The sequence below is a fragment of the Ruegeria sp. S263 genome, from assembly GCF_056780525.1.
The window spans coordinates 455,459-475,489 of sequence record NZ_JBQUVJ010000003.1; the positions used below are offsets into that span (position 1 = coordinate 455,459).

The 20,031-nt window shown below is 56.2% G+C and carries 18 protein-coding genes; 7 read left to right on the forward strand and 11 right to left on the reverse strand.

The window, feature by feature from the left end; genetic code table 11:
* The first annotated feature begins 2 nt into the window (after nucleotides 1-2).
* The 5 genes from ACT2B1_RS20720 (at nucleotide 3) to ACT2B1_RS20740 (ending at nucleotide 5,953) form a co-directional block, all read left to right on the forward strand.
* On the forward strand, nucleotides 3-1,091 hold the full coding sequence (locus ACT2B1_RS20720; RefSeq protein ID WP_481669091.1) for an ABC transporter ATP-binding protein: 1,089 nt from the start codon (nucleotides 3-5) through the stop codon (nucleotides 1,089-1,091).
* Nucleotides 1,092-1,408: 317 nt separating this feature from the next.
* Entirely contained in the window at nucleotides 1,409-2,533 is a 1,125-nt protein-coding gene (locus tag ACT2B1_RS20725; protein WP_481669092.1) for an extracellular solute-binding protein, read from the forward strand.
* Between the two features lie 118 nt (nucleotides 2,534-2,651).
* Nucleotides 2,652-3,764: an ABC transporter ATP-binding protein gene (locus tag ACT2B1_RS20730; RefSeq protein ID WP_171125113.1), complete on the forward strand. Its 1,113-nt coding sequence runs from the start codon at nucleotides 2,652-2,654 to the stop codon at nucleotides 3,762-3,764.
* Nucleotides 3,765-3,776: 12 nt separating this feature from the next.
* Nucleotides 3,777-4,697, forward strand: a complete 921-nt coding sequence (locus ACT2B1_RS20735; RefSeq protein ID WP_171125111.1) for an ABC transporter permease — start codon at nucleotides 3,777-3,779, stop codon at nucleotides 4,695-4,697.
* On the forward strand, nucleotides 4,694-5,953 hold the full coding sequence (locus ACT2B1_RS20740) for an ABC transporter permease (RefSeq protein WP_171123311.1): 1,260 nt from the start codon (nucleotides 4,694-4,696) through the stop codon (nucleotides 5,951-5,953). The genes ACT2B1_RS20735 and ACT2B1_RS20740 overlap by 4 nt, the downstream gene beginning before the upstream one ends.
* Before the next feature lie 38 nt (nucleotides 5,954-5,991).
* On the opposite strand, the gene ACT2B1_RS20745 is transcribed toward ACT2B1_RS20740, so the two are convergent.
* The 10 genes from ACT2B1_RS20745 to ACT2B1_RS20790 form a co-directional block, all read right to left on the reverse strand.
* Nucleotides 5,992-7,911: a beta-galactosidase gene (locus tag ACT2B1_RS20745; RefSeq protein WP_481669093.1), complete on the reverse strand. Its 1,920-nt coding sequence runs from the start codon at nucleotides 7,909-7,911 to the stop codon at nucleotides 5,992-5,994.
* Nucleotides 7,908-8,768: an SMP-30/gluconolactonase/LRE family protein gene (locus ACT2B1_RS20750; RefSeq protein WP_481669094.1), complete on the reverse strand. Its 861-nt coding sequence runs from the start codon at nucleotides 8,766-8,768 to the stop codon at nucleotides 7,908-7,910. Before ACT2B1_RS20750 ends, ACT2B1_RS20745 begins: the two co-directional genes overlap by 4 nt.
* A complete protein-coding gene (locus tag ACT2B1_RS20755; RefSeq protein ID WP_171125103.1) occupies nucleotides 8,765-9,370 on the reverse strand; it encodes a 2-dehydro-3-deoxy-6-phosphogalactonate aldolase in 606 nt (201 codons plus the stop codon). Before ACT2B1_RS20755 ends, ACT2B1_RS20750 begins: the two co-directional genes overlap by 4 nt.
* The gene (locus ACT2B1_RS20760) at nucleotides 9,367-10,260 is read right to left on the reverse strand and encodes a 2-dehydro-3-deoxygalactonokinase (protein ID WP_171239291.1); all 894 of its coding nucleotides are present in this window, start codon (nucleotides 10,258-10,260) and stop codon (nucleotides 9,367-9,369) included. The genes ACT2B1_RS20755 and ACT2B1_RS20760 overlap by 4 nt, the downstream gene beginning before the upstream one ends.
* Before the next feature lie 4 nt (nucleotides 10,261-10,264).
* On the reverse strand, nucleotides 10,265-11,032 hold the full coding sequence (locus tag ACT2B1_RS20765; protein WP_171239292.1) for an SDR family NAD(P)-dependent oxidoreductase: 768 nt from the start codon (nucleotides 11,030-11,032) through the stop codon (nucleotides 10,265-10,267).
* Nucleotides 11,032-12,741 (reverse strand): IlvD/Edd family dehydratase, encoded by a 1,710-nt coding sequence (locus tag ACT2B1_RS20770; RefSeq protein WP_481669095.1) that lies wholly within the window; start codon nucleotides 12,739-12,741, stop codon nucleotides 11,032-11,034. The genes ACT2B1_RS20765 and ACT2B1_RS20770 overlap by 1 nt, the downstream gene beginning before the upstream one ends.
* A 13-nt stretch (nucleotides 12,742-12,754) precedes the next feature.
* Complete coding sequence (melA, locus tag ACT2B1_RS20775; protein ID WP_481669096.1) at nucleotides 12,755-14,095, reverse strand: alpha-galactosidase; 1,341 nt, start codon at nucleotides 14,093-14,095, stop codon at nucleotides 12,755-12,757.
* A 22-nt stretch (nucleotides 14,096-14,117) separates the two neighbouring features.
* Nucleotides 14,118-14,966, reverse strand: coding sequence for a carbohydrate ABC transporter permease (locus ACT2B1_RS20780; RefSeq protein WP_171123295.1), 849 nt, complete (start codon nucleotides 14,964-14,966; stop codon nucleotides 14,118-14,120).
* Nucleotide 14,967: 1 nt separating this feature from the next.
* The gene (locus ACT2B1_RS20785; protein WP_171125093.1) at nucleotides 14,968-15,891 is read right to left on the reverse strand and encodes a carbohydrate ABC transporter permease; all 924 of its coding nucleotides are present in this window, start codon (nucleotides 15,889-15,891) and stop codon (nucleotides 14,968-14,970) included.
* Between the two features lie 94 nt (nucleotides 15,892-15,985).
* The gene (locus tag ACT2B1_RS20790) at nucleotides 15,986-17,245 is read right to left on the reverse strand and encodes an ABC transporter substrate-binding protein (protein WP_171212365.1); all 1,260 of its coding nucleotides are present in this window, start codon (nucleotides 17,243-17,245) and stop codon (nucleotides 15,986-15,988) included.
* Nucleotides 17,246-17,384: 139 nt separating this feature from the next.
* On the opposite strand from ACT2B1_RS20790, the gene ACT2B1_RS20795 reads away from it, so the two are divergent.
* Nucleotides 17,385-18,191, forward strand: coding sequence for an IclR family transcriptional regulator (locus tag ACT2B1_RS20795; protein WP_171125208.1), 807 nt, complete (start codon nucleotides 17,385-17,387; stop codon nucleotides 18,189-18,191).
* Nucleotides 18,188-19,264: an ABC transporter ATP-binding protein gene (locus ACT2B1_RS20800; protein WP_481669097.1), complete on the forward strand. Its 1,077-nt coding sequence runs from the start codon at nucleotides 18,188-18,190 to the stop codon at nucleotides 19,262-19,264. Before ACT2B1_RS20795 ends, ACT2B1_RS20800 begins: the two co-directional genes overlap by 4 nt.
* A gap of 27 nt (nucleotides 19,265-19,291) precedes the next feature.
* On the opposite strand, the gene ACT2B1_RS20805 is transcribed toward ACT2B1_RS20800, so the two are convergent.
* The gene (locus ACT2B1_RS20805) at nucleotides 19,292-19,972 is read right to left on the reverse strand and encodes an IS6 family transposase (protein ID WP_353392075.1); all 681 of its coding nucleotides are present in this window, start codon (nucleotides 19,970-19,972) and stop codon (nucleotides 19,292-19,294) included.
* Between the last annotated feature and the right edge of the window lie 59 nt (nucleotides 19,973-20,031).

Here is a 20,031-nt window from a genome sequence, read left to right on the forward strand (position 1 = left end):
TCATGTCAGAACTCAATCTCACGGATGTCGCAAAGACCTATGGCACTGTTGATGTCCTGAAGGATATTAATCTCGACATCGAGCGCGGCGAGTTGATTGTTTTCGTAGGACCGTCTGGATGCGGCAAGTCCACCTTGTTGCGCATGATTGCGGGGCTGGAGAAAATCTCGGGCGGAACGCTCGAGATCGAAGGTCAGGTCATGAACGATGTGCCGCCGGCACAACGTGGTATTGCGATGGTGTTCCAAAGCTATGCCCTCTATCCCCATATGACCGTGCGCGAGAATATGGCCTTTGCCCTCAAGATCGCGAAACTGCCAGCCGACGAAGTCAATGCCGCCGTCGAGCGCGCCGCGCGAATTCTTCAGCTTGAACCGTTTTTGGATCGTTTGCCCAAGGCGCTGTCGGGTGGGCAGCGTCAGCGGGTCGCCATCGGCCGGGCCATTGTGCGTGACCCCAAGGTTTATTTGTTTGACGAACCGCTTTCCAACCTTGATGCGGCCTTACGCGTGGCGACGCGGATCGAAATTGCGCGTCTGAAAGAGGCGATGCCCGACAGTACGATGATCTATGTGACGCATGATCAGGTCGAAGCGATGACGCTTGCCAGCCGGATCGTGGTTTTGGCCAACAAGGGTATTGCTCAGGTCGGCACTCCGTTGGAACTGTATGAGACCCCGGAAAACGAATTTGTCGCACAGTTTATTGGTTCGCCCTCGATGAACCTGCTGCCGGGGGTTATTGCACAAACGGGCGAAACAACTGTTGTCGAGTTGGAGGCTGGGGGAACCATCACCAGCAGTATTGCGACCGAAGCCGGGGATCAGGGCAAACATGTGAATGTTGGTATCCGGCCCGAGGATTTTGTTCCAAGCGACACGGATGCCGCCTTTCAGGGGGTGGTGGATTTCACCGAAGCCTTGGGAGAGGTCACTTTGCTGTATTTCGAAAACCGTACAGGGGCCGAGTCCGTAATTGCAAAATTGCAAGGCATTCAGCGCAACATGCGGGGGCAGATCGTCGCCCTTTCAGCCGATCCTGACAAGGTGCATCTTTTCCACAATGGTACAACCATGCGGAAAAAGCCCTGATATCTTTACCTGTTATAGAATCGCACCTGCGAACGGAGCGCGGTTCAATCCCGTTCAAGCAGTCACCAGAACCGTCGTCGCCAAAATAAGTGGCAAACACGCGGTGCGCCCATTTTGGGGGCGCATCACGCTATTTTAGTTAATCTGCATCAGCCCCTTTGTTTCATTGCGATACACCACATGTGAGAGGCACATCGTTTTCAAACTGGACTTATGAAAACTGGGAACTGTCACTTTTGGACTGACAGCCGGATCGCAAAGGTCTAGCCTGTATCCACAAAAACAAAAAAAACGGATCTACAACGGGAGATATGACGATGACTAAACACCAAAACCTGTCCCGTCGGACGGTACTGAAAGGTGCGGGCGCGGCGGCGCTGGCGGCACCTCTTTACAACAAAAGCGCGCTTGCCTCATCGGGTGAGATCAACATTCTGATGTGGTCTGACTACCTGCCGCCCAGTTTCCTGGAAGAGTTTGAAACTCTGACCGGGATCAAGGTGAACTATACCGGTATCGGGTCGAACGAAGAAATCATCAACAAGATGAAGGCGACCAAAGGTCAGGGCTTTGACATTGTCTCGCCCACCAACAACCGGTCCCTGCAGTGGGAGCCACTGGAGCTGTTGCAGCCCTTTGACATGAACAAGGTGCCGATTGATCTGGTAAACCCGGCGATGGCTGCGATAGGCACGGATGCCTGGAACTTTGCGGACAGCGGCGTTCATTGGTTGCCGCATATCTGGGGCACCGAAGGGATCGCATATCGCACCGATCTGTGGCTGCCCGAAGGGGACGCGCCGTCCTATGGCGACGTCTGGTCCGAAGAAAACGCCGGCAAGACCATGGGCCGCGCACACTCCATGATGTTGGGTGCGGGTCTGTATATGGAGCGCGCTGGCGAGATGGAGCCGGGTTCTGTCTGGGCGGCCTATGGTGACGAAGACACCATGCGTAAAGTCTGGGGTCAGATCACCGACTGGTGTGTTGAGCGTAAGAACCGGATCAAATTGATCTGGAATGACGCGGATACCCAGAAAAATGGTCTGCTGAACGAAGGCGTTGTGGTTGGTCAAACTTGGGATGGTCCACCGCTGGCGCTGAAATCGGCGGGTGAGCCGGTGCACTATCAGGCTCCGGTCGAAGGTGCGATGGCTTGGGTTGACGGGATGGCAATGCCGACCGGTGCGACCAATATCGAACAGGTTTACGCCTTTATCGACTTTGCGTACCAGGCAAAACCGGCCGGTGTCGCGATTGACAGCCATGGCTATAACTCGCCTGTTCTGGGTGCCGATCAGTATTCCGGCGACACCTACAAGAAGAACTTTGCGGAAGCATATCCGGGCGACTCCTTGGCCAATCTGAACCCATGGCCGGCCGAGGCCCCATGGTACGCGGAAACCCGGACCGAGTTCGTCAACAAGTTCAAAAGCGCCTGATCGCGATGAACCCATACCCTTCGCCACCTGGCGAAGGGTAATCAAACCGCGCACAGTCAAGGTGCAGCGGACGTTAATTGGGTGCGCATAGCAAACGCACCAGACGGAGATACCAAAAATGAGTGCTGGGGTCGGTGTAGATCTTGAGAACCTTTGGATCCGCTTCGGTGACTTCGTCGCCGTTAGGGATGCCAATGTGAATATCAACGGTGGCGATTTCTTTTCGTTCCTCGGGCCGTCTGGTTGTGGCAAAACGACGATTTTGCGCGCCGTGTCGGGCTTTCTGGACCCAAGCGAAGGCAAGGTCCTGATCGGTGGCAACGACATGCAGGGCATCGGGCCGAACAAACGCCCAACCGCACTGATCTTTCAGAACCTTGCGCTGTTTCCCTTGATGAAGGTCTGGGAGAACATAACATTTTCGATGGAGATAAAAGGCGCTAGCGCTGCTCAACGCCGCAAGCGTGCGGACGAGTTGCTAGACATGATCGCTCTGCCCGGTCAGGGCGACAAGCTACCCAGCGAATTGTCAGGTGGACAACGTCAGCGTGTGGCGATTGCGCGCGCGTTGTGCGCCGAACCTGATGTTTTGTTGTTGGACGAACCCCTTTCGGCGCTTGATCTCAAACTGCGTCAACACATGCGGACGGAACTGCGAGAGATTCAGCAACGGGTCGGTATCACGTTTATCTATATTACTCACGATCAGGGCGAAGCTCTGACCATGTCGGACAACATTGCTGTCATGCGGGCTGGAGTGATTGACCAGATCGCTGACGGTAAGACGATTTACAACGATCCTAACACGGCATTTGCAGCTTCGTTTGTCGGTGAAAACAATGTGTTCCGAGGAAAGATCAAACAGATCATGGGGGCCGAGGCCCTGATCGCCACTAACCGTTCTGGAGATCTGGTGGCGCGGATATCCTCCGCCAATCAAGGCAAGATGAAAGAAGGCGATGAGGCGATGATGTTCATTCGCCCCGAGGCTTTTGCCATTGCGGCCGAAGGTGCATCTGGCAACCATTTCGTGACGGCGCGGGTCAATCACGAAGAGTTCGAGGGCAACGTGTTCAACATCTTCACTGAAGGTGAAGGCGGCAAAGAGATCAAAGTGTCGATCCCGAACCACGGACAGTCCTTCCAAGACCACACCGGACAGAACATCACGCTGGAATACGAGACCCACAACGCGGTTCTTGTCCCGGCGGGTGAACTGGCTGCGGAATAGAGGGTCGGACACATGCCCAAGTTCCTCAAGGAGTTTTTCAATCGCAACGGCACCGGGATGGGGCTGGCGATATTGGGGCTGGTCCTGTTCTGGACCATCGGCCTGATTATCCTGCCTCAATTGTCGATGCTCGACTTTTCGTTCCGCCCGAACCTGCCACCGCCGGAAATTGGCGGACCAAAGGACGTCTATACGCTCGAAAACTATAAATACCTGATTTACGGCCCCGAAGGGGGTTCTCAGGACTACAACTCGGTCGATCTCAGGGTGTTCTTCAGAACGCTGCTCGCGGCGGTTTGCGTGACTATATTCAACCTGATTATCTGCTATCCGATCGCATACTATCTGGGGCAATCCAAAGGCAGCCACATCCGCATTTTCGCGATTATGCTGATCATCCCTTACTGGATCAACGAAATCCTGCGCGCCTTCGCATTGCGGATCATCTTTGGTGAGACCGGAGTTCTGAACACCTTGTTCATGGGGCTGGGGATCTGGGATACTCCCTTTGATTTTATCCGCAATGACATCGCGCTCTATGCGGGTCTCGGATATGCCTACATCCTGTTGATGATCTTCCCGATCTACAACGTGATCGAAAGCCTTGATCACAACCAGATCGAGGCGGCGCGCGATCTGGGCGCGCCTTGGTGGAGGATTCACTGGCGCGTGGTTATTCCCTACGCCAAGCCGGGTATCAGTTCGGGCTGCACGATGGTCTTCATGCTATCCGCCGGTGCCCTTGCAGCGCCGCAGATTCTGGGCGGCCCGTCCAGCCTGTGGTTCACGCAACTGATCTATCAGCAGTTCAATGACAACAATGACTGGCCGCAAGGTGCCGCCTACGCGATCGTTCTGCTTGTGACCTGTATCTTGTTCGTTCTGGCGGTCATGCGTCTGTTCAAGGTGAACATGGGGGATATCGGGAAATGAACCTCTCTTTCCTCCGTGTAAGCATCTGGGTCTACCTGGCCCTTTTCTTCCTCTACCTGCTTGGTCCGCTTGTGATCATGTCGGTTACCGCGTTCAATTCCTCGGCTTTCCCGCGGATGACTCCGTGGGAGTGTCTGACCTTTCAGTGGTTCGGGGATCTGTTTCAGGACCAGCGTATCCTGAACGGGATCAAGAACTCGCTGATCATCGGTGCAGGAACGGTCGTTCTGTCGGTGGCGATGGGGCTGGCGGGTGCGCTGATGCTGACTCAGATATGGCCCAAGCTGCGTGCGACCTACTACACGATCATCATTGCCCCGATCCTGATACCGGGCGTGGTTCTGGGTATCTCGACGCTTGTATTCTGGGACCGGATCAATCGGATGCTGGGGCTGGGCGCAGATAGCGTTTTGTCAAACGGGGTTTTCCTGACAGTGATCGGTCAGTCCACCTTTATCGCAAGCTACTGCATGCTGGTTCTGGTGGCGCGATTACAACGCTATGACATGGCGTTAACCGAGGCCGCTCTGGACCTTGGTGCGACCCATGCACAGGCGTTTCGCAAGATCCTGCTGCCGTTCATGCGGCCCGCGATCGCATCGGCGGCTGTGCTGGCATTCCTTGCATCGTTCGAGAACTACAATACGACCACCTTTACCTTTGGCGAATACCCGACACTGACGATCGAACTGGCGCAGAAGGTACGCTATGGCATCACGCCGTCGATCTCGGCCCTGGCCTTTATCATCGTGGCGCTGACCGTGTTCTTTGCCCTTTTGAACGAGGCCAAGTTGAAGCGTCAGGAACTGGTTGCAGCCGCGCGCAAGAATGCCACGGTCGAGGAACTGGCGGGGAAAATCAAACTGCCCAGCTTCTTTGCAGGCAACATGGCCGCCGTGCTTCTGGTCGTGTTTGCCGTCGCCACGATTACCGTGGTCGGCACCGCAACCGCGTACAACCCGGCCCAGTGCATTGCCAATGTCAAAGAGGAAAAACGTTTGGAAGCCGAACAGCGTATCCAAGAGCTGCGCAAGCAGCGCGAGGAACAGCGCAAGAAGCGCGAAGCTGAAGAGGCCGAACAAGGCGATGCGGGGCAATCTGCGCCGAAACCTTCAAACAACAGCGGCTTTGGCAATGTGTTCGCACCGAACACGTTGGGCAGCGGCGAAGAAGAAAGCCAGGATACCGAAACGCCACCGGCAAACAACGGTGGTTTCGGGGGCGTATTCGACCCAAACAGCCTGAAATCTGAATAACTGAAAAGCCTGACAAAGGCCGCCTGCGCCCGAAGAGATTACCCCTCTTCGGGCGTATGTTTTGCCAATATGGCCACGTCGCACGCGTTGATCTTTGTACCGTTCCATTCCACCGGTACTGCGTTGTAGTTGATCAGGAATGTATGGCCCTTGGTGTCTCGCCGACGAAGGCCGCCGGGCATTGGGTGCAGCGCCAATCCCACCTGTTGCGAGGCCATTTTGATCACGCGATCCCACAGCGCCTCATCGGGGAAGCCCGCCAGATACCAAAACCCGTTTTCGCCTTTCAGGGCAGAAGTGCCGTCCTCAAAGGTCAGCAGATCGGGCGCTGATCCAGACAAGCGGTCAACCCAGTGCTGGGCGGCACCAACACCCTCGACTTTGCGTGTTACTGATGGGGGCAGGGTCTCAACCAGATCAACCTCACAGGCCAAACCCGACAAGCCAGGGCGCCCCGTACTGGGGATTTGGAAATCCGACGTGATTGCCCCCGTGCGCGGGCCGAGGACAGCCAGAGCACATCCCTTGCTCAGGCGCATCTCAAGGTCGTTGTCCACACTGGCCAGACCCGGCGCAAGGATCACTTTGTAAGTGTTCTCGGGGACGTTGTCCGCGGATAGGAAATCGACGGAAAGCCCGGCCCGCCGCAGGGCGCGGTAGGCCGAAAACACCAGGCGGAAGTAATCGAATCCAGCGCCTTGTGGTTGGGTTGCCCACGCCCAGTCAGACGCATAGTCGAAAAGGATAGCAACATCGGCCTTGCTGTGTTGGACGTCGCCTAGTTGGGACAACACACCCCAAGTTTGCCGCGCTTCGGACAAGCCCGGTGCAGGTTTGTTGTTCGACGTCAACAACCCTGCGTGCATCTGTTCTTGGGCAAACGGAGCCTGCCGCCACCGAAAATAACTGACCACTTCGGCGCCATGAGCCACCGCTTCAAGCGACCAAAGCCGCACCATCCCCGGCAGGGGTGCCGGATTGTACGGAGCCCAGTTCACCGGCCCCGGTTGCTGTTCCATGACCCACCAGCGCTCGCGCCCGACCGCGCGATAAAGGTCGTGATGAAACGCCTGCATGTCGGGATCACCCTGCTGCAGAAAGGCGGTTTTGTGCGCCTCATCAGCCTCAAGCCTGTCTGACAGGAACCCGATGGGATAGCTGTCCCATGTGGCGATATCTAGATCTGCCCCGACTTTGAAGTGATCAAACTCCAGTGTGCGCCCCATGTAGTTGTGCAATAGGGGCGCGTTTGTCAGAGGGCGCAGAGCGTCGACTTGCGCCTTGTTAAATTCTACCACCTGATCAGAACTGAACCGACGAAAGGCCAGAACATGCGCTGGGTTTGGTTCTGTCACGGTCTGATTTGGCAGGTCGATCTGATCGAACCCATCGTATTCCATCGACCAGAACACATTACCCCAGGCAGAGTTCAACGCATCAATGGTGCCGTATTGGTCCTCAAGCCAGCTTTGAAAGGCGCGCAGGGCAGGGTCGCTGTAGCTGAGTGTCGTGTCGTGGCAGCCGTATTCATTGTCGATCTGCCAAGCGGCGACATGGGGATTAGCCCCGTAACGCTCGCCCATGATCTGGGCAATACGTGCGCATTCCGCGACATAGCCTTTGTGACTGAAACAATAATGTCGGCGCGATCCGAATTTTCTCGGCTGCCCTTGCGCGTCAATCGCCAGCATGTTGGGGTGTTTTTCCTGCATCCATCTTGGTGGCGTCGCAGTTGGTGTTCCCATCACGATCTTAAGCCCGGCCGACCCGAGTGTTTCAACAGCCCGGTCCAACCAGTCAAATTGCAGGTCACCTGCGGTCGGTTCCAGTCGGCTCCAGGCAAACTCACCGATCCGAACCCAGCTCAGTCCGGTTTCGATCATCTGTCGGGCGTCGTCTGCCCACATTTCCTCGGGCCAATGCTCGGGATAGTAACAAACGCCAAGTTCTGGCTTCATAGGATGACTCTGTGTTCTGGTTGCCCTTTGCCGGCATCAAAAGCGGCAAAGGTCATTCCGTTCGAGGGGTGTTGTGAGAGGGTGGTTTGATCCAAACCCTCCCGCGCGGTTGTGCAATAGAGTGTAGTCAGCTCTGCGCCGCCAAATGCCGGGCATGAGACATGTGCAGCGGGAAAGGTCACCGCTTTGAGGAACTGCCCATCAGCGTCATACGCCGCCACCCGGTGTGCGCCCCATTGCGCGATCCAGATATTCCCTTCCGTATCCACAACTGCGCCATCGGGGTTCAAACCATCCACCCGCAGATCGAGGAAAACCGTGCTTTTGCCCTCGGGCCATCCGGTTTCGGTGTTTAGTGCCCAACGCATAACTTGTTTGGTCACTGTGTCGGTGTAGTACGCGCAGGACCGGTCCGGTGCGAAACAAATGGCATTCGAGATCGTGATATTGGGAACAAGCTGTCGCAATTCACCTTGCCAATAGCGATAGATCGCGCCTGCACCGTGCTCGGCGCTTTTACCCATCGTGCCAATCCAGAACCCGCCCCAAGGGTCGGCGCGGCCATCGTTTGATCGCGTGACAGGGTTGTCAGCCTCCAACGGCATGACAAGGTCTTTCGTGTTACTTGACAGATCGAAACGCCACAGCCCGGTTTCGGACGCAATCAGTAAGGTGTTCTCATCCACCCATCCCGCGGCCGAAACATGTTCCGGAAATTCCCAGCTAAGTTGTTCGCCGTCTACTTGCGACATCATGCGTTTGTTGATGATGTCGAACCAGAAAAGCTGATGCCTTTCGGGGTGCCATAACGGTCCTTCGCCCAATTCGCAGGGGCGATTGTCAAAGACCGGGCTCATCCGGCGGCCGTGTCATAAGCTGATACGATCCGCTGCGCTCGGTCGGCGACCTCTTGCACCGACAGACCCGGCTTGAACAGCGCAGAGCCTATGCCGAAACCGTCAGAACCGGCCTTTATCCATTCGGCAAAGTTCTCAGGGCCGGCACCGCCCACAGCAAAGATCAGCGATCCCGCAGGCAGGACCGGACGCAATGCCGCCAGGCCAGAGGGCCCCGCCATTACACCGGGAAACAGTTTCAACCCCGTCGCCCCCGCCTTGAGCGCGGTGAAGGCTTCGGTTGGAGAATAAACTCCGGGCCAGCTCTGCATGCCCAGTTCAACCGTGCGATGGATGACTTCGGGGTCGCAGTTTGGCGATACGACAAGCTTTCCGCCAACGCGGGCCGCATCGTTTACTTGCTGGGGTGTCAGAACGGTTCCCGCTCCGATCAATGCCTGATCGCCAAACTTCTCAACCAGAATTGAGATACTGTCTAACGGGTCGGGTGAATTCAGCGGAACTTCGATCCGGTCAATGCCTGCTTCGATCAGGGCATGTCCGATTTCGGCTGCTTCGGTGGGTTGCAGTCCACGAAGGATGGCAATGATAGGGCGGCTCATACAGTTTGCCTCGTCAGCATGCGGGCTTGAAACAGACCCGCCAATGTGGATTGGGTTGCGTTAACAGTCTCAACAAGAGCGCCTTGTTGCTTGAGGGCGCTTGCATAGACATTTGCGATACCTTCGGCGCCAATGATTGCGATTTGCTGACCCAACCAGTAAGGGCGTGTCGCCGCAAGTTCCGCGCCAATCAGAAACCCGGAAAGATGTGCCCGCGCGACACCAGGATCTTCACCGCGCAATAAATCAGCGGCCCGCAAACCAAACAACCGTGCTGCAAGCTGTTCCGGTTTCGACAAGGTGTCCGCGACCGCTTCGGCAAAGGCGACGTCGTCCCAGCCTTCGCTGACCGAATGTCTTAGAACCGATTGTCCGCGCAAAAGCTCAAACAATTCACCGGTCATGAACGTCCGGAAACTGACGACCTCATCGGCACTGATCTGCACCCACTTGGTATGCGTCCCCGGCAGGCATAGGACGCCGTCCCAGTTTTGGCGGCCAGCTAAAAATCCGGCGATCTGGGTTTCTTCGCCGCGCATGACATCTGGCGGAGCGTTTTGTTTCAACCCCGGCACAACAAACGTCCGAATGCGTGGATCCGTGTTGGGCACGCGGATTGGGGCCGACGGAAGAGGGGCAACAGGAACAGTGGAATAGGGGGCCTCGACCCAGCCTTGCCTTGCCCCGACCATACCGCACGCGACAACGTCGGTTGTCGTGCCGCCCAGCCAGTCTTCGATCAGGTCCAACAGTGCCGACTGAAATTCGGTTTTACTCAGACGACCCATGCCTTTGTCGGATTCGGCTTGATCCAGAATCTTTTCACCCTGCATTGCCCAAACTCGTAGATGAGAGGTTCCCCAGTCTGCCGCGATCCATTCAGCGCTCATTGCATTACCCCGTCACCACCACGCCACCGTCGACAACCATGCATTGTCCCGTCATCGCCCGGCTGGCCCGCGAGGCCAGAAACAAGGTTGGTTCGATCATGTCTTCTGGCGTCAGGTGCTCCTTGAGGCATTGCCGGTCCAAATGCGCGGCCAGATCCTCGGGCGTTGCCCACATATCCAACTGCTTTTGCGTCAGCACCCAGCCGGGCGCCAGGGCGTTTACCCGGATATTCTGCGGCCCAAGCTCACGCGCCAGCGACCGGGTCATCCCGGTAATCCCGGCGTTTGAGGTTGTGTAAATTGGATAACCGGCGTTGCCCATCATGTAGCTGATCGAACTGAAATTGATGATCGACCCGCCGGTGCCCTGCATCTGCCGAGCGGCTTCCTGACAGGCAAAGTAATATGCTTTCAGGTTCACCTCGATCATCCAGTCCCAGAATTCGGGTGTGGTTTCTTCGAGAGAGTGGCGCTTGTCGTTCGCGGCGTTGTTCACCAACACGTTGATTGGGCCGTATTCCTCGGCCGCCTTGTTCATCGTCGCGTGCAGCAACCCGGTATCCGTCATGTCGCCCTGCATGAACAAGGGGGCTCGGCCATGTTTGTTGCGCATCTGTTCGACAAATTCGCTGGCGTCAGACCGGCCGATAAAGGCAACGTTTGCGCCCTGCGCCATAAACCCGTCGGTCAGCGACGCGCCAACACCCGATCCGCCACCGGTGATGTAGACTGTGGCCTCGTTCAGGTCGTGAAATGTGGCTGGTTGATCCATCAATGGCTCTCTCTAGTAACTAGGCGGGTGTCTTTGCCGACTAGGAAATCAAGGTCCGCGCCCTGATCGGCCTGCAAGACGTGATCAATGTAAAGTTTCGCGTATCCACGGGAGTAGTGCGGTTCGTCCGGTTGCCATGCTGCGCGGCGTGCGTCCAGCTCGGTTTGGTCAACCAAAAGTTCCAGCTCGCCCTTGCTGGCGGATACACGGATGCGGTCGCCAGTTTTGACCAGCGCCAGCGTGCCACCCGCCTGTGCTTCGGGGCTTACATGCAGAATGACGGTGCCGAAAGCCGTTCCGGACATGCGCGCGTCCGAGATACGGATCATGTCGCGCACGCCGTCTTTCACCAGTTTGGCCGGGATCGGCATGTTGCCCACCTCGGGCATCCCCGGATACCCCTTGGGTCCGCACCCCTTGAGGACCAGAATGGTGTCGGGTGTGACGGGCAGGTCTTCGCGGTCAATATTGGCTTTCAGATCTTCGATGCTTTCAAATACATAGGCTTCAGCCTCGGTCTCAAGCAATTCATCTGTTGCGGCCGAGGGTTTCACGATCGCCCCGTTGGGCGCCAGATTGCCACGCAGTACGCGCAGACCCGCTGCAGGTTTCACGGGATCATCAAAGCCGCGGATCACATCGCGGTTAAAACATTCAGCCCCTTCGTAATGGGCCGAGACATCCTTGTTCAGCACGGTTTTCGCGGGTCGTAGGAAGGGTTTCAATTCGTTCAAAACTACCGGAACACCGCCTGCATAGCAGAAGTCTTCCATCAAGTATTGGCCCGAGGGCATGCAGTTCACCAACAGGGGAATGTCTGACCCGATCTCAAAATCCTTCAGCGTCAGGTCCACTCCGACCCGACCGGCCAGGGCCAGAAGGTGCACGACCGCATTGGTCGATCCGCCGACCGCCGCGTTGGTCAGGATGGCATTTTCAAATGCTTCCTTTGTCAGGATGTCAGATGGTTTCAGGTCTTCGTCCACCATCTCGACAATCCGTTTGCCGGTCAGATGCGCCAGCGCCATGCGCCGAGCGTCAACGGCGGGAAGGGCGGCGTTGGTAGGCAGGCTCATACCCATCGCCTCGACCAATGAAGCCATGGTTGAGGCCGTGCCCATCGTCATGCAGACACCCGCGCTGCGCGACATGCCGGATTCAGCGTTCATGAAATCCTGCAGGGTCATCTCTCCGGCGCGCACGGCTTCTGAGAACTTCCAGACATCCGTGCCCGAACCGATATCCTGCCCCCGATACTTGCCGTTCAGCATCGGGCCAGAGCTGACCACGATGGACGGCAGATCGACCGAGGCCGCACCCATCAACTGCCCCGGCGTTGTCTTGTCGCAGCCGCCCAGCAGGACGACACCGTCGATACCATAGGCCCGAATGGATTCCTCGACATCCATGGCTAGAAGGTTGCGAAACAGCATCGCGGTCGGCTTCATCTGTGTCTCGCCCAGCGACATGACCGGGAATTCGACGGGAAAGCCTCCGGCCTCCCACACGCCACGTTTGACGCCCTCGGCCAGATCACGCAGGCCCGAGTTGCATGGGGTCAATTCGGACCATGTGTTACAAATGCCAATGACCGGGCGGCCATCAAATGCGTGATCAGGGAAACCTTGGTTCTTCATCCACGAGCGGTGAATGAAGCCGTCCTTGTCCAGCTTTCCGTACCAATGTTCCGAGCGGCGTTTCTTGGTCATGAACTTTGCCCTTTCAAGCGGCTTTGGCGGGTTGGCACCAATCGGGCAGCCAATCGGCATGTGCTGTCAGAAGATCGCTGACCAGATTGCGGATCTGGCGCAAATCCAATTCGGCAGCTGTGTGCGGATCCATCATTGCAGCGTGGTAAATGAACTCTGGATTTTGTTCGACCAAAGCCCGTACGGTCAGTTCCTGTACGTTTATCTGAGTGCGCATCAGGGCAATCAGTTGCGGCGGTATATCCGTCACAACGGAAGGCTGAACACCATTGCTGTCTACAAGACAGGGTGTTTCAACGGCCGCGCCAAACGGCAATTGCGGAATCTGTCCAGTGTTGGGCAGGTTGCCATAAGCCACATAGGGTGTGTCCGTGACAATCGCGTTCATCAGATCGGCGGCAAACTCATGGCTACGCTTTACTTCGATGTTGCGGCCATCGGTAAGCGTTTTGGCCTGTTCCTTCCAATTGGCGACTTGTTCCTCGCAACGTGTCGGATACTCGTCCAATGGAATCCCGAACTGGTCAATCAGGTCATGCCGCCCCTCTTTAATGAACCAAGGGACATACTCGGCCAGATGCTCCGAGCTTTCGGTGCAGAAATAGCCCAAGTGATCCATCACTTCGTATCGCACCTTGTTCGGACACCGAGGCATCAACAACGGAGCTTTGGGAATCTGCCCGCCGGCATAGCCCTGACGAAGCGCCGGGTAGAGGTCGCGCCCTTCGTGTTCAAGCCGCAGGAAGAACGCGACGTGATTTACACCCGCGACCTTGTACCGGATTTCCTGTTTGGGCAGGTCCAGATCATGCGCCAGTTCCTCGATTGTGTTCTGGACCGAATGGCACAGACCCACGTGCTTTAATGCTGGGAATTGCTCGGCCAGCGCCCAGGTGTTGATGGCCATGGGGTTGACGTATTGCAGCAACGTTGCGTTGGGGCAAAGCTGCATCATGTCTTGCGCGACGCCCCAGAGAACAGGAACGGTCCGCAGACCACGCATTATGCCGCCAACGCCCAGTGTGTCGGCGATGGTTTGGCGCAGGCCGTATTGTTTTGGGATTTCGAAATCAGTAACCGTACAGGGGTTGTAACCGCCCACCTGAAACGCGGTGATCACAAAATCTGCGCCGTCAAGCGCCGCCCGTCGGTCTGTGTGCGTGGTGACCGTTGCGCCTGTCCCGACCGACCGGATCATGGCTTTGGCTACGGCTTCGCTTTCAGCCAACCTTTCTGGGTCTATGTCCATCAGCGCAAAGTGGCTGCCCGACAGGGACGGGGTAAGCAGCGCATCACCCACGATGTTCTGCATGAAAATCGTGGAGCCTGCTCCAACGAAAGCAATCTTGGTCATTTTGCAAACCTTTGGTTTGGCGTTATTTTACGGCACCGAGGGTCAGCCCCGCGATGAAATGCTTCTGCATGAGAAAGAACATGGCGACCGGCGGCAGCGCTGCCACGATCGAGCCCGCACTCATGAGCTGATAGGCGGCCCGGAATTGCGCGTTGAAACTGGTGATACCTGCAGTGACCGGCTGGCTTTCAGCGCCTTGGGTCAGGACGACGGCCCAGAAGTAATCGTTCCAGATGAAGGTAAAGATAAGCACGCTGAGTGCGGCAATCGCCGGTTTCATCAGCGGCAGGACGACGTACCAGAAGATGCGCCATTCGCTGATACCCTCGACCCGGGCCGCTTCGATCAACTCGAACGGAAGAGCGCGGATAAAGTTACGCATGAACAGTGTGCAAAAGCCCGTTTGGAACGCGATGTGAAACAGGACAAGTCCGGTTTTGGTGTTGTACAGACCCAGTTGCAGTGTCAGGTCGCGCACCGGAACCATCAGAATTTGGAACGGTACGAAATTACCCGCCACGAACATGAAGAAAATCCATAGGTTCGATCTGAACTTGTAGATCCCCAGCGCAAACCCGGTCATGCAACTAAGAGCGACAGCCCCGATCACCGTTGGGATTGTGATCAGGAACGAGTTCAGCAGATACCGCGGCATGTCCGAGTTGAAGAAGACTTGCCCATAGTTGAAGGCGCCCTCGAAGCTGGACGGCAGGCCCCAGTAGTTCGCATTGGTAAAGTCCGCAGCCGGTTTGACCGAGAACAGAGCAACAGCCAACAACGGCCCCAGCCACAACAGAAGGGCAAGCGGCAACATGGCCTGATACGAAATCTGCGCCGCGCGAGATTGCTTTTCGATAGGTTTGGGAAACATCTCAGTGCCCTCTCTCTTCGCGGTACATCGACCATAGGAAATAGGCGATGAAGCAGAGCATGATCAGGAACAGGATCACCGCGATGGCCGCGCCGTATCCCATGCGGAAACCATATTCGGACAACGCAACCTCGAACATGTAATAGGCCAACACGCGGGATGATCCGAACGGCCCCCCTTGGGTCATGATCGAGATCAGGTCGAAGGACCGCAGCGCGCCGATGATTGTCACGACAAAGGCAATGAATGTGGCAGGGCGCAGTTGCGGCAGGATGATGTGCCATAACATGCGCACACCTTTGGCGCCGTCCAGACGTCCGGCCTCGATCTGTTCGGGGTCCACTGCGTTCAGGCCCGTCAGATAAAGGATCATGCAATACGCCGTCTGCGGCCAGAGGCCCGCGAAGATGATACCGTAGGTGACGAAGCGCTCATCGCCCAGAACATTCAGGGGTTCGATGCCGAAGACGCCTAGAAATTCATTCAGCAGACCGAATGTCGGGTCATAGAACCATGTGAAAACCAGCCCGACAACGACCTGAGAAATCACGAAGGGAAAGAAAAACAGAGACTTGTACAGTCGGATGCCCCAAACCGTCTGGTTCAGGAAAAGAGCGATGAACAAACCCGCCGGGATAGCTGCCAGGTAAAGGATCAGCCAGATCAGGTTGTTCTTTAGTGATACAAAGAAGGCATCCCGGTCGACCCATTCCCAATACAAGTCTTCGTAGTTGCGAAACCCGACATATTCGGCCGAGCCAAGCCCGTCCCATTCATAAAGTGACAAATTGAAGGACTGAAAGACCGGTATGATCACGTAGACCATGAAAAACAACAGGCCGGGGGCCAGAAACAGCCAGGGCGCAATGCGTTGTTGATTTCGGTGGAACCAGCTTTCTTGTTCCGGGGTGTCGACAGCGGACATGAGGTATCTCGGGTCTGGTGGGGTGAAGGCGGGCTGAAGCCCGCCCTACAATTGAGGGTGACGCAGGCCGGGCTTTCGCCCGGCCTATGCCGGATCAGTTGTCGTAGATACGCTCACGTGCGCGCTCGAGCTTGGCGAGTATCTTGTCCGCGTTGTCAGGTTTGACCATAAATTCCTGGAAACCTTCCATCGACACCTTGGCCATTTCCGCCGGAGCGTCGCGGTCCCAGAACTGGGCGACACCGCCGGGGCTGTTCGACGAAAGCATCTCGAAGCCTTGGTTCAGGAATTTGTCGTTATCGACCGAAGACTTGGCATTGACCGGAAGTTGACCAAGGTTCGAGCCGTTGTTGATTTCCGTCTGCTCATCAGCCGAAACAACGAACCGCAGGAACTCGCGCGCGGCTTCTTTGTTCGATGCGTTCGACGGGATGTGGAACGTATCGGTTGGTGCGTCTTCTGCCAGTTCAACATCGGGGTTGATGGCAACGAACTGGTAGAAGTCGAGTTGATCGTCGCTGAGGCCCGCCTCGCGCAGCGGCGCGACGGCAAAGTTACCCATCAAGTAGGCGGCCGCTTCACCATTGACCATGAAGGGCAGGGCTTCCTGCCAGCTATAGGTCTGGTGGTTGTCGATGAAGGCGCCCATATCAATCAGTTGCTTCCAGTTCGCGAAGGTCTGTTTGACGCGGTCGTCTTCCCAGCTCACCTCGCCATTGGCCAGTTGCTGGTGGAAGTCGAAGCCGTTGGTGCGCATGTTCAGATAGTCGAACCAGCCGCCAGCGGTCCAAAGGAACTTGGTGCCGATCGTATAGCAGGCGCGGCCTGAATTGACGATTTTCTGGCAGTTTGCCAGTTCTTCTTCCCAAGTGGTCGGCTCGGACAGGCCCAGCTCATCAAAGATGTCTTTGCGGTAGTAAACACCCCACTGATAGTAGGTATAGGGCACGCCCCACTGCTTGCCGTCGATGGTCATTGCACCCTTGGTCGATGCGAGGTTTTCAGCGATCTCAGGCTCGGCCCACAGGTCGGACACATCTTCGAACAGGCCGGCTTCGACATAGGGTTTCATACGGTTGGCAGCGTACCACGTCGCGACATCTGGCGTGTCGGCGGTTAGAAAGTTCCGAATTTGGGTCTTGTATGCCTCGCGGTCGATAACCGTGGTCTCGATTTCCAGACCGGGATGTTGTTCCGCGAAACGGTCGATCATCGCTTCCATCGTCGCGCGCGGCGCAGGGTTGGACGTATCAAGAAAGATTCGCAGCTCACCAGTCAGTTCGGCATAGGCTGGAACAGCGAGTGCAACGCTCATGGCCAGCGCAGCCGTCGTGCGCTTGTAAATGGAATGCATAGTTTCCTCCCTTAGCTTCCATTTGGTTCCAAATATTGAAACCGAGTTTTATATATTGAAAACTACACATCGAATCGGTTAGCCTTGTCAAGACCCTCGTGCGGATGCCGATGGATCAATGGGAGGAGAAAGAACGCTCGTGGCAGGTGACGGAACAATAGGCAAAGCATGTGACGTGCTGGATCAGGTCGCTGCGTTTCAGCGCCCTGTTAGATTTGCAGAGCTGCTGGATAGCAGTGAATTTCCCAAGGCAACCTTATATCGGTTCCTGCAATCCCTGACCAATCAGGGTATGTTGTCATACGACCCGGACCGGCAAACCTATATGCCGGGATTGCGTCTGGTCCGGTTGGCCCATTCGGCATGGACACAAAGCTCGCTTGCGCCAATCGCGCGACCCTTTTTGGATGCTCTAAGCCGCGAGACGGGTGAAACCGTGCATCTGGCCCAGATGGATGCCGGTCAGGTGCTGTATGTTGATAAACGAAATGCAACGCAGCCGATCGAGATGTATTCACAAGCTGGAAAGGTCGGCCCCGCTTATTGCACAGGTGTCGGCAAGGCGATGATGGCGTATCTTGCAAGCGATGCATTGGATGATGCGGTCTCACAGCAAAGCTATCATAGGTTCACGGAAAAAACCTTGGCATCCGAAGATGCATTGCGGGCCGACCTCGATCTAATACGCGAGCGCGGGTATGCGATTGACGACGAAGAACACGAGCCCGGAATCATTTGCGTCGCTTGCCCAATTCTGACGGCAAGCGGACGGATGTTGGGGGCAATCTCGGTGACGGGAAGCACCGAGCGCATGAATTTCAACCAACTGGAAACATGGGTACCCCGAGTTCGCCGCGTGGCCGAACAAATAGGTGCCGAAGTACAAGCGTGGCGGTTCCCAGAAGCCGGCCCAAACACCGATAGCGACAGGAAGCAAGCGACATGACGGGTGTAACTCTGAACCAGGCGATTAAACGCTACGGCGAAACGCAGGTTATTCACGGTATTGATCTGCAAATCGAAGATGGTGAGTTTTGTGTATTTGTCGGGCCTTCGGGATGCGGCAAGTCCACGCTGCTTCGGATGATTGCGGGGCTTGAGGAAACGTCCGAAGGGCAAATTCACATTGGTTCGCGGGACGTGACGCATATGGACCCGGCCAAGCGGGGCGTTGCAATGGTCTTTCAGACCTATGCCTTGTACCCCCACATGACAGTTGCCGAGAATATGGGGTTCGGGCTGCGCATGAATGGCGTCGCGAAATCCGAGATCGATCAGAAAGTGAAAGAGGCCTCGGGCATCCTGAAACTGGATCAGTATCTCAAGCGTAAGCCCAAGGCCCTTTCGGGCGGTCAGCGTCAGCGGGTCGCCATTGGCCGAGCGATTGTCCGTGGGCCCGAGGTCTTTTTGTTTGATGAACCTTTGTCCAATCTGGACGCAGAACTGCGCGTTGAGATGCGTGTTGAAATTGCGCGCCTTCACAACGAGATTGGCGCGACGATGATCTACGTGACCCATGACCAGGTCGAGGCCATGACCATGGCTGACAAGATTGTGGTCCTGCGCGACGGACGGATCGAGCAGGTCGGCGCGCCAATGGACTTGTACCGCGATCCGGATAACCGCTTTGTCGCCGGATTCATCGGCTCCCCGGCCATGAACTTTCTGGAATGTGATTTCAAGGACGGCAAGATTTTGCATCCCGCGTTGGCTGAGCCACTAGAGATGAGTGTGGCTGTGCCTCAAGGTATGACCAAGGTCACTCTGGGCATTCGGCCCGAGCATATCGAAGTTGATCGGTCGGGTGATACCTGCACGGTCGACCTGACAGAAGCATTGGGCGGTGTGAGCTATTCGTATCTGTTGACCCCGAATGGCGACAAACTGATCGTCGAAGAACGCGAAGATCAGCGCAGCAAACAGGGCGAACGGATCGGCATAAAAGTTCGCCCGGAACGTGCCATGTTGTTTGAACCCGAAGCGGGGGGAAGACGGCTCTGTTGCGAAGTTTCTGACTAAACGAAGAGTTGACACCGAACCCGCTGCCTATGCCGCCAGTTCTGCAAATTGACGAAACGGACAGATTCCGGGCGTGAGTTGACCTTTGCGGATCATGTGCGCCACTTCAATTCCATCCAACGTTGCCGCTGCTGATGCGAAGGCTTTGAACCCCAGCATCGGGCGAGTTCGTCTTTTGATGAAACGGTGGTCCTGTTCCACAATGTTGTTCAAGTATTTCCGCCGGACCATTTCAATTTGGACTGGGCAACCAAAGCCTTTCAACATCTTGTTTATGGCCTTGATGCCGGCTGTGTTGGCTCCGCTCTTGTCGATGACAATCTTTCTTGGAAGGCCGTTGACCTCCAGTGCCCGGGCAAAGAATTTGGTGGCGGCGGGTTTGTTTCGACGCTGCGAAAGCATGAAATCAAGCGTCTTACCGTGCTTGTCGACAGCTCGGTAGAGGTATACCCACGCCCCTTTCACCTTGATGTAGGTCTCGTCCACTCTCCAAGAACGATCGCAAGATTTTTTGCGGCGACGCGCGGCCTCGGCAATCGCGCTAGAGTATCTCTTCACCCAGCGGTTCAGTGTAGTGTGGTCCACCGAAACACCGCGCTCACCCATGATTTCCTCCAGGTCACGGTATGAAACACCATATCGAACGTAGAAGAATACTGCGAATAGGATCACATCTTTCGGATACTGTGCACCCTTGAAAGAAATCATGAACTGACTTTCGGCTGAATTACACCGGCCGCTATTCACTCTCTGCGTTTTTGAGCGTC